Here is a 15344-nt window from a genome sequence, read left to right on the forward strand (position 1 = left end):
TTTATTGCAAAGTTGAAGCTAATAATATAAATAGAAAACCTTGATATTATAAGGCTTTGAGCTTGTGTTTTTGTAGCTTGTTGCATTGTCTATATGATAAGATAGGAAAGATATATCGTAAACGGAGGATTTGCTGTGTATAAATATTACGGAATAGCTATAGTTGCAGTCATTTTAGATCAATGGACAAAATGGCTAGTCGTTAAAAATATGGAATTAAGTGAACGCATCAGTGTTTGGGATCCTTGGTTTGGCATCTTATCGCATCGTAATCGAGGTGCTGCTTGGGGCATGCTGGAAGGACAAATGTGGTTGTTCACAATCGTAACAGTTGCTGTCATTATCGCCATTATTTATTTTAATCATACAGAAGCAAAGGGTAAGCCACTTTATCATATTAGTTTAATGCTACTTTTAGGTGGTGCGGTTGGAAACTTTATTGACCGTTTATTCCGTGGAGAAGTTGTTGATTTTGTCGATGTTTATATACCGGTAGTCAATTATCACTTCCCAATCTTCAATATAGCTGATGCAGCATTGACAATTGCTGTAGTCATGCTCTTTATTACGATCATTCTAGAAGAAAAAAAGGATAAGAAAAAGGTGAAATAATGGCAGTAGTCACATTAACGATAGAGGAACTAGCTGGAGAACGTATTGATAAGGCACTTTCACAAATGGAAGAATCATGGTCACGTTCACAAATTGGCAATTGGCTTGAAGAAGAGCGCATTTTAGTAAATGGCGTGAAAGTAAAAGCAAAATACAAAGTAAGACAAGGGGACGTCATTGAAGTAGATGTTCCTGAAGTGGAAGATTTAGAAATCGTCCCAGAAGATTTAAATTTAGAGATTATTTATGAAGATGCAGATGTATTAGTTGTAAACAAACCACGTGGCATGGTAGTACACCCAGCACCTGGACATGCTTCAGGCACTTTAGTAAACGGTTTAATGCATCATTGCAAAGACTTATCAGGCATTAACGGTGTCGCACGTCCTGGAATTGTGCACCGAATTGATAAAGATACATCGGGTTTATTAATGGTTGCAAAAAATGACGTTGCCCATGAAGGATTAGTAAATCAATTGGTCGATAAATCGGTAACGCGTAAATATACAGCTCTTGTACATGGTCACATTGCTCATGAAAAAGGGACAATTGATGCTCCAATCGGGCGTGATCAAAAAGATCGCCAAAAGCAAGCAGTTGTAGATAAAGGCAAACATGCAGTGACACACTTCCAAGTAATGGAGCGTTTTGGTGAGTTTACTTTAGTAGAATGTCGCTTGGAGACGGGAAGAACACATCAAATCCGTGTGCACATGAATTATATCGGATACCCATTGGCAGGCGATCCAAAATACGGTCCAAAGAAAACAATCGATTTTGGCGGGCAAGTATTACATGCAGGTGTATTAGGATTCATCCATCCAGTAACAAAAGAATATTTAGAGTTCGAGTCCCCAATACCGGAAGACTTCAAACAATTAATAGAAGAATTACGCGGGTAATTTATTTCCTATAAGAGCAACCGAATCCTTTAGAGGGTTCGGTTTTTTTGTGTTTTTTAGGTGATTCTTCACCATAAGTTGGAATGACAAAATTGAAAAAATAAAAATTTCTACTGAAGTTCGATCTGCTACGCTACGAGGGAAACGCGTTGAAGCGAGTGTTTTTGAAGCTCGTGTCCGTTGTAATCCTTTCCGGCTGCTTGGCTCCAAAGCTTTTGTAGATTGAATTGCATAACGAGATAAATAGAAGAATGAATTTCCATTATTTTTAAAATAACATAAAAAATAGTGAAAATAAGGGGAGAAATTTCCGTTATTGACCTAAAAAACATGAAATTTCAAAATTTTATTTAAAATAACGGTAAAACGTTCCCTTATTTAACCTAAAAATGAACAATTAATTCAAATAACGGTAAAATATTCCCTTATTTTAGGGGGGAATGAAAAACTTGGTTTTTTGATGGTAAAATAATACAATATATACCATATTATTGATCATGCTGAGAAGTTAAAACATTGAAAACAATTATTTTTATAAATCCAAACTCTTACATATTGGAAATCGTTAATAATCTAGAGAAAGGGGTTGTATTCTTGTTAACTATTCATGATTTAAAAGAAATAATGAATCACTATACAGAACCGTTAATCCGTTTAGCTTATTACTACGTAAAGGATCGCCAAGCAGCCGAGGACATTGTACAGGAAGTATTTATAAAAATATATCATGCTCAATATAAATATGAAGAACGTGGGGAACTAAAAGCTTTTTTATATAAAGTAACCGCCAATAAAAGTAAAGATTACTTGAAAAGTTGGACTTATAAAAAAGTACAGCTGCAAAATAAAATCTTTCCTTCGACGAGTAGAATAGAATCAGATGAAATGGTTAGAAAAGATGAGCAAACAATCGTTGGTGAGGCAATCCTTAGATTGCCGTTAAAACATAGAGAAGTTCTTATCTATTATTATTTTAATGAAATGAAAATTAGTGAGATAGCCCAGTTATTATTTACTCCAGAAAGTACAATTAAAACGCGATTAAGAAGAGGAAAAGAACTATTAAAGGATGGATTGAAAGACATAGAATGGGAGGTGCTGCTAAATGGATAACTATACACCTAATGAGATAAAAGATTTAAAAATAATTAAACAACGTGTTATGCAAAATGTAGTGCATGAAATCGAGAATAAATCACCAAAACCAAAATATAAATGGCGTTTTATAATAATTAGTGCAGTTTTTACATTATGTGTGATGTTCTTTATGTTAAACCAAATAATGAATGATAATCAGCATTCAGCTAATGTTCCACAATTTGACTTTACTCAACTAGAATTTTATGAAGAACAAGGCTTATTTTTTATTAATGGATTCACTTTAGGCGACTCAAAATCAAAAGTAATAGAACGCTTAGGAGAAAAGGAGTCAACAAAAATTCAAGTAGCAGAACTATTTGCGGATAATGAAATAACAGAAATTCAAGAGGACGGCAATGGTGCTGATTTTATATTAGATTATAAGGGAGAGGCCAGATTTTATTTTTATGATGAGAAGTTATTTTTAATGTTACTTCTGAATACAAATGAAGAACAGTTGGAAAAAATATATAATGCATACAATGGAATGAAATTTACGGCTTATGGAGACCATTACCTTTATTCAAGTGAAACTTCTCATATAATAAAAGCTGAGACAACTCCTATGGGGAATTTGTATTTATATTTATCAATTGCCGAACCAGAACAACTAATGGAGAATGAAGGGTATATAAAATTGATAGAAAGTACAGATTAGCTTTATATATACTTCAAGATAATAGGTTATGTAGTTTTGATTTAAAATAACAGATAATTACGATTATTTAAACATTATTTTCAGTTGTCTGACCTTCAGAATGTTTATTGACTTCTAAATTGATGAGGCATATACTGACTACAGTGAGCTACAGACCTTGACGAGAGCAAGCAAGTAGACGCTACTAATCAGAATATTGTTCACCTTTAATGGCAGTCCAGAGAGGCTGAGAAGGGATAATGTAAGCATTACGGAACTTTTGTGCGCAAAAATACCCGTATGCAGTTTTTTCAACATGACCTTTTCAAACCCTCTAGAACTTCTAGAGGGTTTTTTGTTTGAGATGAAGACATTGAACATCCCCGTGAACATTACTAAAAAATGAAAGGAGAATGAACATGGAACATATTTCAGTGTTACTGGATGGCCCATCGATGAACCGTGCAATTACAAGGATTGCACACGAAATTATTGAACGTAATAAAGGTATTGATGAAGTAATTCTAGTAGGAATTAAAACGCGCGGTGCCTATTTAGCCAAACGTCTTGCAGAAAGAATTGAAACAATTGAAGGGAAAGCGATCCGAACAGGGGAGCTGGATATTACATTGTACCGCGATGATTTATCCACAAAGCAAGTGGATGATCAGGCTCAAGTACAGCAAGTAGATATTGAATATCAAGTAAGCGACCAAAAAATTGTTCTTATTGATGATGTTCTTTATACAGGAAGGACAGTACGGGCGGCTTTGGATGCTGTCATGGATTTAGGAAGACCTGCGCAAATTCAGTTAGCAGTTTTAGTGGATCGTGGTCATAGGGAACTTCCTATCAGAGCAGACTATGTAGGGAAAAATATCCCGACATCTAGTGCAGAGCGTATACTAGTGAATTTAGAAGAAACAGATGGACAAGATATTATCACGATTCATAAAGTAGATTAATTAGAGCGTACAGGGAGAGAAAATAATGTCAAAAGCAGTATTAGATATTCATGAGAAACCAAGAGCCGGTCAACTTATAACGTTCAGCTTCCAGCACATGTTTGCCATGTTCGGATCAACAATTTTAGTGCCGAAATTAGTTGGGTTAAGCCCTGCAATTGCACTTTTAACAAGCGGGATTGCCACAATTATTTTCCTGCTCGTAACGCAATTTAAAGTGCCAGCTTACTTAGGCTCTTCCTTTGCTTTTATCTCACCAATTCTTTTAGTAACAGGATTTGGTCAAGCAGGTGTGGAGGTGAATCCGGGAAATGCCATGATCGGAGCAATGGCGGTCGGGGTAGTATACGGAATTGTATCTTTATTAATTTGGAAAACAGGTTATAAGTGGCTAATGAATATATTACCACCAATCGTTGTAGCACCGGTTATTATCGTTATTGGATTAGGACTTTCAGGTGTAGCAGTCGATATGGCGATGAACGTGGATGGGGAATACAATGGACTTCACTTCTCGGCAGCATTGGTAACATTAGCAGCAGCTATTATTTTCAACGTATTCTTTAAAAATATTTTAAGTGCAATGCCAATTTTACTTGGAATCGTAGTGGGTTATATTTACTCAGTAATTGTTGGTATCGTTGACTTTACAGCAGTGCAAAATGCGAATTTTTTGGCAATGCCGGACTTCCTGATTCCAGGCGTTGATTATGAATTCAAAGTTACAAGTGCTATTTTAATCGGTATGGTACCAGTTGTTATTGTAACGATTTCAGAACATATCGGTCACCAGTTAGTATTAGGAAAAGTTGTAAACCGTAACTATGTTAAAGATCCAGGCTTACATCGCTCCCTTTTAGGAGATGGACTAGGAACATTTGCATCAGCGTTAATCGGGGGACCTCCAAAAACAACGTACGGCGAAAATATTGGTGTACTTGCGATCACACGTGTTTACTCGGTTTACGTTATTTTAGGTGCAGCGATAGTCGCAATTATCGTGTCATTCTCAGGGCAGTTAATGGCTTTAATAGAAACAATTCCAACAGCAGTGCTTGGCGGGATTTCAATTTTACTGTTCGGTATCATTGCAGCAAGCGGTTTACGTATGTTTGTGGAGAACAACATAGACTTTGGAAACAACCGTAATATGGTAATTGCCTCTGTCATTTTAGTAGTAGGAATCGGCGGAGCGGCAATGCGATTCACAGAAAGCTTTGCAATTGAAGGTATGGCGTTAGCGTCGATTATCGGTGTTGTTTTAAATCTAGTATTACCTGGTCGTGAAATAGTTGAAAAAGATATATATGAAATAGAAGAATAAGCAATACCTTTTAAAGATTTGTCCAGAGAGGCAGCGAAGGGTATGACATGCAAGGTTCATTAACAGAATGATACCTTAGTTTGTTACACCCTTTAAGCCTCGCTAACTATGATAGCGAGGCTTATTTATGAACAGTGTATGCATATTTAAACAATCAGTAGATTAAATATACATAATGTAATAAAATAAAATTACGCTATCAGTTATGCTGACATGTAAATGATAGTAGCGGAGGGCGCGGGCATGAAAAATTTATTATCAATGGATCATTTATCGAATGAAGAAATAATGTCTATTTTAGAACGAGCACAAAGTTTCGAAAATGGAAAAGAACCGATTCTAAAGCGCGCTTACAATGTAGCAAATATATTTTTTGAACCTAGCACTCGGACAAAAACAAGCTTTGAAATGGCAGAACGCCGTCTAGGTTGTACGGTAATACCCTTTGATGCAGAATTTTCGAGCACTACAAAAGGGGAAACCCTGTACGATACTGTCAGAACATTGGAAATGATCGGAATCGATGCAGTCGTAATCCGGGATAAGGAAGATGAATATTACAACGAGCTTTTAGAAGGAATCGGGTGCGCGGTTATTAATGCAGGTGATGGTGCTGGTCAACATCCTTCCCAATGTTTACTCGATCTTTATACCATTCGAAAAGAGTTTGGTGAATTTGAAGGCTTAAATATAACAATTGTCGGTGATATATCACATAGTCGCGTAGCAAAGTCGAATGCGACAGCACTACAACGTTTAGGGGCAAATGTCCGATTTTTATGTCCCCCTGCCTGGGCGGGGGATTTTGAAGCAGCACATAGCTGGGATGAAGTGCTCGAAGATAGCGATGTCATTATGCTATTACGAATTCAACACGAACGGCATTCAGTAAGTAAAAATTTCTCAAAAGAGAGCTACCATGAAGAATATGGTTTAACGGTTGAAAGAGAAATACGGATGAAAGAAAATGCGATTATTATGCACCCGGCCCCGGTTAACCGTGATGTAGAGATTGCTGATGCTCTTGTAGAATGCGAACGTTCCCGAATTTTTCAACAAGTACGAAACGGTGTTTACACACGAATGGCTATTTTAGAAACGATTTTGAAAGGGAGAGAATAAGATGACAACAGTAATACAGGACGTAAACTTGCTAAATGAAAAAGGAGAATTAGTAATTTCTACTATTGTAATAGAAAATGGCAAAATCTCTTCAATTAATGGGGACATTCCATCTAATGCCGCAATTATAGACGGAAAAGGTCTTTTCGCATCACCAGGTTTTGTAGACGTACATACACATTTACGCGAGCCAGGATTTGAACATAAAGAAACGATTGCAACAGGATCAGCTTCAGCTGCAAAGGGCGGCTTTACAACGATCTGTGCCATGCCAAATACAAAACCTGTACCAGATTCTGTAGAAAATATGCAGCTGATTAATAATTTAATTAAAGACAGTGCAATCATTCGCGTATTACCATATGGATCACTAACAAAGGATATATCAGGGGAAGTCCGAACTGACATGGAAGAGTTAAAAGCACATGGTGCAGTAGCATTCTCTGATGATGGGGTTGGTATTCAGTTGGCTTCTACAATGTATGAGCAAATGCAGCAAGCAGCAAAACTTGATGCCGTAGTCGTTGCACACTGTGAAGATAACTCGCTTATTTACGATGGTGTTATGCACGAAGGAAAACGAAATAAAGAACTAGGCTTACCGGGGATTCCGTCAATTTGTGAATCTGTTCAAATTGCACGTGATGTACTGCTAGCTGAAGCTGCAGGTGCACGCTACCATGTATGCCATGTATCAACGAAAGAATCTGTACGTGCAGTAAGAGACGCCAAAGCAGCAGGAATTAAAGTGACAGCGGAAGTTTGTCCGCACCACCTATTATTAGAAGAAATGGACATTCCATCAGACGATGCCAACTGGAAGATGAACCCACCATTACGTGCTGCAGACGATAAAGATTCACTGTATGCAGCATTACTTGACGGAACGATTAATTGTATCGCAACAGACCATGCCCCACATACAGTAGAAGAAAAATGCTGTGGCATGGTTGGTGCACCATTCGGAATTGTCGGTTTTGAAACAGCATTCCCATTACTATATACAAACTTTGTAGCAACGGGAAAATGGACATTAAAACAATTAGTAGATTGGATGAGTGTGAAGGCGGCTCAAATTTTTGATCTTCCATACGGAACATTGGAGGTAGGAGCTTCAGCGGATATCGTACTAATCGATTTAGAAAAAGAGCAGACGATTGATGCAGAAGGTTTTGTATCAAAAGGACGCAACACGCCATTTAATGGATGGGCCGCAAAAGGCTGGCCGGTAGTAACAATTTTTGAAGGCAATATTGTATATCAGGAGGCAGAATAATGAAGAAACGTTTATTAATTTTAGAAGACGGTACTGTATTTACAGGTACGGCATTCGGTAGTGATAAAGCAAGTCAGGGAGAAGTTGTATTTACAACAGGGATGACGGGCTACCAAGAAACATTATCTGACCCTTCATTTTATGGTCAAATCGTTACATTAACGTATCCTTTAATCGGAAATTACGGCATTAACCGTGATGACTTTGAATCCATTACACCAGCTATTAGAGGATTTGTAGTACGTGAATTGGCGGATTACCCATCAAATTGGCGATCGGATATGTCGTTGGATGCGTATTTAACAGCGCAGGACATCCCTGGGATTGAAGGAATAGATACACGTAAATTAACACGGATTATTCGTGCAAAAGGTGCGGTGCGTGCCATTTTAACTGAAGCAGATGCTGAAGTAAATGTAGAAGAAACAGTTGCACAACTTCAGGAAACACCATTTATTACACACCATGTTCGTGAAGTGTCGCCTAAAGCAGCATATCCATCACCAGGTCGTGGTAAACGAGTTGTTTTATTGGATTTTGGTATGAAACATGGGATATTACGCGAGTTAAACAAACGTGATTGCGACGTACTCGTTGTTCCTTATAACACAACAGCTGAACAAATTTTAGCATTGCATCCAGACGGTATTATGCTATCAAACGGACCAGGTAATCCGGAAGACGTATCAGAAGGTATTGAAACAATTAAAGGTCTAATCGGAAAAGTGCCAATCTTCGGTATTTGTCTAGGTCACCAACTATTCTCATTAGCATGTGGCGCGCGAAGCTTTAAGTTGCCATTTGGTCACCGAGGGGGCAACCATCCAGTAAAAGATTTACGAACAGGTCGTACCGATTTAACGAGCCAAAACCATGGCTATGCAATTGATATCGATTCATTAAAAGATACAGATTTAGAATTAACACATATCGCATTAAATGATGGTACTTGTGAAGGAGTACGTCATAAAAAATATCCAATCTTCACTGTGCAATACCATCCGGAAGCTTCACCAGGTCCGGAAGACTCGAATCACTTATTTGATGAATTTATTGAAATGATGGAAATAGAAGCAGCAAAGGAGAACCAACATGCCTAAACGTACAGACATAAATACAATTTTAGTAATCGGATCAGGTCCCATTGTTATCGGACAAGCAGCAGAATTTGACTATGCAGGAACACAAGCTTGTCTTTCATTAAGAGAAGAGGGCTATAAAGTAATTTTAATTAACTCAAACCCAGCGACAATTATGACGGATACAGAAATTGCAGATAAAGTGTACATCGAGCCAATATCTTTAGAATTCGTATCCCGTATTTTACGTAAAGAGCGTCCAGATGCAATCCTTTCTACTTTAGGTGGTCAAACAGGTTTAAATATGGCGATTGAGCTTGATGAGTCGGGTATTTTAGATGAGTTAGGAATCGAGATTTTAGGGACAAAATTAGATGCCATTCATAAAGCTGAAGACCGCGATCTTTTCCGTAATTTAATGTATGAGCTAGGAGCACCTGTTCCAGAATCAGATATCATCCACAATATGGAAGAAGCGAAAGCCTTCGTTGCAAAAATTGGATACCCGGTAATTGTGCGTCCAGCATTCACGCTTGGTGGTACGGGCGGGGGAATATGTCATAATGACCAGGATTTACAGGAGATTGTAACTTCAGGTTTGAAATATTCTCCAGTTACACAATGCTTACTTGAAAAATCGATTGCAGGATTTAAGGAAATTGAATATGAAGTAATGCGTGATGCTGCAGATAATGCAATCGTTGTTTGTAATATGGAAAACTTCGACCCAGTAGGTATTCATACTGGAGATTCAATCGTAGTAGCCCCGACACAAACATTATCGGATCGCGAAAACCAAATGCTGCGCAATATTTCACTGAAAATTATTCGTGCATTAAAAATTGAAGGTGGCTGTAACGTACAATTAGCGTTAGACCCATATTCATTCCAATACTATGTAATTGAAGTAAACCCGCGTGTATCTCGTTCATCGGCATTAGCTTCAAAAGCAACAGGCTATCCGATTGCGAAATTAGCTGCAAAAATTGCAGTAGGTCTTACTTTGGATGAAATTAAAAACCCGGTAACTGGTTCAACATTTGCATGTTTCGAGCCGGCACTTGATTATATCGTAGCTAAAATTCCCCGTTGGCCATTTGATAAGTTCGAGTCTGCAAAACGTAACTTAGGTACTCAAATGAAGGCAACAGGTGAAGTAATGGCACTTGGTCGTACATTTGAAGAAGCATTATTAAAAGCAGTACGTTCATTGGAAACAGGTCATGTACACATTGAGATGAAAAACGCTGAAGAGTTATCGGATTCTTGGATTGAAAAGCGTATTAAAAAAGCTGGGGACGAGCGCTTATTCTTCATTGGAGAAGCGATTCGCCGCGGTGTATCTGTGGAAAAAATTCATGAGTGGTCTGCCATCGACTTATTCTTCTTGACAAAATTGAAGAAAATTGTCGATATGGAAAATACACTTGTCGAAAATAAAATGAATAAAGAAGTATTACGCACAGCAAAACGTTTAGGCTTTGCAGATAAGAAAATTGCCCAGCTATGGGAGATGAAAGAGCAAGAGGTGTATGCATTCCGTAAAGAGCAGGGCATTATCCCAGTATATAAAATGGTGGATACTTGTGCGGCCGAATTCGAATCGAACACACCGTACTTCTACGGCACATACGAGGAAGAAAATGAATCAATCCGTACAGACAAACCATCTGTGGTAGTACTTGGTTCAGGCCCGATTCGTATCGGTCAAGGGGTAGAGTTTGACTATGCAACAGTTCACTCGGTATGGGCAATTCAAGAAGCAGGCTACGAAGCGATTATCATCAATTCAAACCCTGAAACGGTATCAACAGACTTCTCGATTTCGGATAAATTATACTTTGAGCCATTAACAATCGAAGACGTTATGCATATTATCGATTTAGAGCAGCCAATTGGCGTTGTTGTACAGTTCGGTGGTCAAACGGCAATCAACTTAGCTGACAAGTTGGAAGCGAACGGTGTAAAAATTTTAGGTACGACATTGGAAGATATTGACCGTGCTGAAAACCGTAATAAGTTTGAAGCAGCCTTGCAGGAACTTGGTATTCCACAACCTGCTGGGGAAACTGCGGTATCAAAGGAAGAAGCGTTAGTAATCGGTGAAAAATTAGGCTTCCCGGTATTAGTCCGTCCTTCTTATGTCCTTGGTGGACGTGCAATGGAAATTGTCTACAATATGGAAGAACTGGCGCATTATATGGAGCATGCAGTAGAAGCATCTCCAGATCATCCGGTGCTAGTTGACCGTTATTTAACAGGTCAGGAAATTGAAGTTGATGCAATCTGTGACGGAGAAAACGTTTTGATCCCAGGCATAATGGAACACATTGAACGCGCAGGGGTACACTCTGGTGACTCCATTTCAGTTTATCCACCTCAAAAATTAACAGATACACAGAAAGAAACATTAGTAGACTATACAACACGTCTTGCAAAAGGTTTGGGAATTGTTGGGTTAATGAATATCCAATATGTCATGAGTGAAGGGGAGATTTACGTAATCGAAGTAAACCCACGTTCTTCTCGTACAGTACCATTCTTAAGTAAAATCACAAATATCCCAATGGCAAACATTGCAACGAAAGCGATTCTAGGTCAAACAATCGTCGAGCAAGGTTACCCTACAGGATTAGCTTCTGAAAAACGAGGCGTATTCGTGAAAGTTCCGGTGTTCTCGTTTGCAAAATTACGTCGCGTGGATATTACTTTAGGACCTGAAATGAAATCGACAGGTGAAGTAATGGGGAAAGATGCAACTTTCGAAAAAGCATTATACAAAGGCTTTGTAGCGGCAGGTATGGAAATTAAGACACACGGTACAATTCTGTTTACAGTTTCGGATAAAGATAAAGAAGAGGCTGTTAATTTAGCAAAACGCTTTTCAACAGTTGGCTACCGCATTGTAGCGACAGAAGGTACAGCTAAGCTATTTGAAGAAAATGGTGTGAAAACCGATGTCGTTGAAAAAATCGGCGGTAAAGGGAAAACGTTAATTGATATGATTCAAAATGGCGAAGCACAATTAGTTGTTAACACATTAACTAAGGGAAAACAACCAGCACGTGATGGCTTCCGAATTCGCCGTGAGTCAGTGGAAAATGGTGTACCTTGTTTAACATCACTTGATACAGCAGAAGCAATGCTGCGTGTTATTGAATCCATGACATTTACAGCAGAAGAAATGCCGAAAGCGGAGGTAGTACATTAAAATGATTCGTCAAGAGAAAATGACTGTTATTTTGCAGAAGCAAATTGCCACGAATATTTTCGAATTGACACTACAAGGACAACTGGTTCAGGACATGACTCCTGGCCAGTTTGTTCATGTAAAGGTGTCGGATACATTCGAACCGTTGCTGCGTAGACCGATTAGTATCGCAAATGTAAATAAAGAAAAAAACCAATTTACAATGATTTATCGTGCAGAAGGCCGCGGAACAAAATTCCTTGCAACAAACCGTGAAGGACAAATAGTGGATGTATTAGGGCCTCTTGGAAATGGCTTCCCTGTTGAAGCAGCGGAACCTGGTCAAACAGCGCTTTTAGTCGGCGGAGGTATTGGTGTACCACCACTACACGAATTATCTAAGCAACTAAATGCGCGCGGTGTGAAAACAATCCATGTTTTAGGTTTCCAATCGGAAGATGTGTGCTTCTATGAGGAGCAATTTAAGGTTTTAGGCGACACTTACTTTGCAACTGTAGATGGAACGAAAGGAACGAAAGGTTTTGTCACAACTGTATTCGACCAAGTGAAACCTGAATTTGACGTATTTTACTCTTGCGGTCCGTTACCGATGTTGCGTGCATTGGAAGCCTACTATCCGGAAAAAGAGGGCTATTTATCTTTTGAAGAGCGTATGGGCTGCGGTATCGGGGCGTGCTTTGCCTGTGTATGTGATACAACTGAAAACTACGAAAAAGATTATGTTAAAGTGTGCTCTGACGGGCCAGTATTCCCGAAAGGAGTTGTGGCATTATGAGCCGATTAAATTTACAACTTCCAGGATTAGAACTAAAAAACCCAATTATGCCTGCTTCAGGTTGCTTCGGCTTCGGGCGCGAATATGCAAAGCTTTATGACCTATCACTTCTTGGTGCAATCATGATTAAAGCAACAACTGTAGAAACACGTAAAGGGAATCCAACGCCACGTGTGGCAGAAACTTCTGCTGGGATGTTAAATGCGATTGGATTGCAAAACCCAGGTATTGAAAAAGTTATGGGGGAAGAACTTAAGTTTTTAGAAGACTATGATGTACCGATTATTGCAAATGTTGCGGGTACGGAAGTTGCAGACTATGTAGAAGTCGCAGAACGTATATCGAAAGCATCTAATGTAAAAGCCTTGGAATTAAATATCTCATGCCCGAACGTAAAATGCGGGGGGATCCAATTTGGAACAGACCCTAGTACTGCTCAACAATTAACTGCTGCTGTTAAGGCTGTTTCAAGCGTACCGGTTTATGTAAAATTATCGCCAAATGTAACGAATATTGTCGACATCGCAAAAGCTGTTGAGGCAGGCGGAGCAGATGGCATTACAATGATTAATACACTTGTGGGTATGCGTTTGGATGAGCGAACAGGCAAACCAGTCATCGCTAATGGAACAGGTGGATTATCCGGTCCAGCTATTAAACCAGTTGCTATTCGTATGGTATATGATGTTTATAAAGCGGTAAATATTCCGATTATCGGTATGGGTGGTATAACATGCGCGCAAGATGTCATTGATTTTATGTCTGCAGGTGCATCAGCCGTTGCAGTTGGTACTGCAAACTTTGTCGATCACTTCGTATGCCCTACGATTATTGAAGAATTACCAGGTTTGCTAGATGTATTGCAAGTTGAACATATTTCAGAAATTATCGGAAGGAGCCACAGTTAATATGAATACAAAACCAATTATTGCATTGGATTTTCCGAGTGAAAAGGATGTAATGGGCTTTTTAGCGCAGTTTGAAGAAAAGCTTTTCGTTAAGATTGGAATGGAGCTTTATATGCAGGAAGGTCCTAGCATCGTTCATCGAGTAAAAAGTGAAGGACATGACATCTTTTTGGATTTAAAGCTTCACGACATACCTAATACTGTAAAGTCGGCTATGAAGGGCTTAGCACGACTTGGAGTGGACTTGGTGAATGTTCATGCGGCGGGAGGACGTGCCATGATGGAAGGCGCTTTGGACGGGTTGGAAGCCGGAACAGAAGCAGGGAAAAAACGTGCTGCACTCATTGCAGTGACACAGCTAACATCAACAACAGAACTGCAAATGCAAAATGAACAAAAAACCGGCTTATCGCTTCAAGAGTCAGTTTTACATTATGCTCAGTTAACGAAACAAGCTGGCCTTAACGGGGTAGTATGCTCAGTTCATGAAGCGCACGCAATACGTGAAGCTTGCGGTGAAGATTTTTTACGGGTAACCCCAGGTATTCGTATGCTTGGCGGTGAGGCGCATGACCAAAAACGTATTGCTACACCAGATGGAGCAAAAAAAGATGGTTCATCCCTTATAGTAGTCGGTCGAGCTATAACAGGGGCAGACAATCCTGTCGCTGCCTATAAAAAAGTTTCTAAACTTTGGGAGGAAAACTAATATGTCATTACAAAATAAAATCGCACACGCAATGTTAAAGGTAGGAGCTGTTGAACTGAATCCAACCGATTTATTTACATGGGCTTCTGGTATTAAATCTCCTATATATTGTGATACACGTTTAACAATTTCTGATCCAATTATTCGTAAACAAATTGCTAATGGATTAGCAGAGATTATTAAAGAAGATTTTTCAGACTGTGATGTAGTAGCAGGTACAGCAACAGCAGGTATCCCACACGCTGCATGGGTTGCTGATATTTTGGAATTGCCAATGGTATATGTACGTTCAAAAGCAAAAGAACATGGGCGCGGCAAACAAATTGAAGGGAAATATTCAAAGGGTCAAAAAGTAGTCGTAGTAGAGGATATCATTTCGACGGGTGGCTCAGCGATCACCGCAGTAGAGGCATTGCGAGCGGCGGGCTGTGAAGTTTTAGGTGTTGTCTGTGTATACACTTATAATTTACCTAAAGCAGAGCAAGCATTTGAAGCAGCGGATGTAAAATATACTTCATTAACAAATTTTGATTTTTTAGTTGATGCGGCTAAAGAATCAGGTAATATTCAAGAAAAAGAAATCCCATTCTTGAAAAAATGGCATAAAGACTTAAAAGATGGAAAATTAAAATAAAAAATTATTATAAATTTTCAAAAACGTGTGAAAGTAAAAAAAATTTACTT

Annotated in this window: 14 protein-coding genes; all 14 read left to right on the forward strand. The window is 38.8% G+C overall.

Annotated features, from left to right (window positions below):
- The first annotated feature begins 135 nt into the window (after window positions 1–135).
- Window positions 136–612, forward strand: coding sequence for a signal peptidase II (gene lspA, locus SNE38_RS03035; protein WP_191702315.1), 477 nt, complete (start codon window positions 136–138; stop codon window positions 610–612).
- Window positions 612–1514 (forward strand): RluA family pseudouridine synthase, encoded by a 903-nt coding sequence (locus tag SNE38_RS03040; protein WP_191702316.1) that lies wholly within the window; start codon window positions 612–614, stop codon window positions 1512–1514. The genes lspA and SNE38_RS03040 overlap by 1 nt, the downstream gene beginning before the upstream one ends.
- Before the next feature lie 516 nt (window positions 1515–2030).
- Window positions 2031–2627 (forward strand): sigma-70 family RNA polymerase sigma factor, encoded by a 597-nt coding sequence (locus SNE38_RS03045; RefSeq protein ID WP_225223613.1) that lies wholly within the window; start codon window positions 2031–2033, stop codon window positions 2625–2627.
- On the forward strand, window positions 2620–3312 hold the full coding sequence (locus tag SNE38_RS03050) for a hypothetical protein (protein ID WP_336045839.1): 693 nt from the start codon (window positions 2620–2622) through the stop codon (window positions 3310–3312). Before SNE38_RS03045 ends, SNE38_RS03050 begins: the two co-directional genes overlap by 8 nt.
- Window positions 3313–3710: 398 nt before the next feature.
- Window positions 3711–4256, forward strand: coding sequence for a bifunctional pyr operon transcriptional regulator/uracil phosphoribosyltransferase PyrR (gene pyrR / locus SNE38_RS03055; RefSeq protein ID WP_191702318.1), 546 nt, complete (start codon window positions 3711–3713; stop codon window positions 4254–4256).
- Window positions 4257–4281: 25 nt separating this feature from the next.
- Entirely contained in the window at window positions 4282–5580 is a 1299-nt protein-coding gene (locus SNE38_RS03060) for a solute carrier family 23 protein (RefSeq protein ID WP_191702319.1), read from the forward strand.
- A gap of 243 nt (window positions 5581–5823) precedes the next feature.
- Window positions 5824–6702: an aspartate carbamoyltransferase catalytic subunit gene (locus SNE38_RS03065; protein WP_191702320.1), complete on the forward strand. Its 879-nt coding sequence runs from the start codon at window positions 5824–5826 to the stop codon at window positions 6700–6702.
- 1 nt (window position 6703) lies between these two features.
- Window positions 6704–7978: a dihydroorotase gene (locus tag SNE38_RS03070; protein ID WP_336045840.1), complete on the forward strand. Its 1275-nt coding sequence runs from the start codon at window positions 6704–6706 to the stop codon at window positions 7976–7978.
- Window positions 7978–9078: a carbamoyl phosphate synthase small subunit gene (locus SNE38_RS03075; protein ID WP_191702322.1), complete on the forward strand. Its 1101-nt coding sequence runs from the start codon at window positions 7978–7980 to the stop codon at window positions 9076–9078. Before SNE38_RS03070 ends, SNE38_RS03075 begins: the two co-directional genes overlap by 1 nt.
- Window positions 9071–12268: a carbamoyl-phosphate synthase large subunit gene (carB, locus tag SNE38_RS03080; RefSeq protein WP_191702323.1), complete on the forward strand. Its 3198-nt coding sequence runs from the start codon at window positions 9071–9073 to the stop codon at window positions 12266–12268. The genes SNE38_RS03075 and carB overlap by 8 nt, the downstream gene beginning before the upstream one ends.
- A gap of 1 nt (window position 12269) precedes the next feature.
- A complete protein-coding gene (locus SNE38_RS03085; protein WP_191702324.1) occupies window positions 12270–13043 on the forward strand; it encodes a dihydroorotate dehydrogenase electron transfer subunit in 774 nt (257 codons plus the stop codon).
- On the forward strand, window positions 13040–13951 hold the full coding sequence (locus SNE38_RS03090) for a dihydroorotate dehydrogenase (RefSeq protein ID WP_336045841.1): 912 nt from the start codon (window positions 13040–13042) through the stop codon (window positions 13949–13951). The genes SNE38_RS03085 and SNE38_RS03090 overlap by 4 nt, the downstream gene beginning before the upstream one ends.
- 1 nt (window position 13952) lies before the next feature.
- Window positions 13953–14660, forward strand: coding sequence for an orotidine-5'-phosphate decarboxylase (gene pyrF / locus SNE38_RS03095; RefSeq protein WP_191702326.1), 708 nt, complete (start codon window positions 13953–13955; stop codon window positions 14658–14660).
- A 1-nt stretch (window position 14661) separates the two neighbouring features.
- A complete protein-coding gene (pyrE, locus tag SNE38_RS03100) occupies window positions 14662–15294 on the forward strand; it encodes an orotate phosphoribosyltransferase (protein WP_191702327.1) in 633 nt (210 codons plus the stop codon).
- Window positions 15295–15344 lie beyond the last annotated feature (50 nt).

It is taken from the genome of Solibacillus ferritrahens, assembly GCF_037027585.1.
Taxonomy (GTDB): Bacteria; Bacillota; Bacilli; order Bacillales_A; family Planococcaceae; genus Solibacillus; species Solibacillus ferritrahens.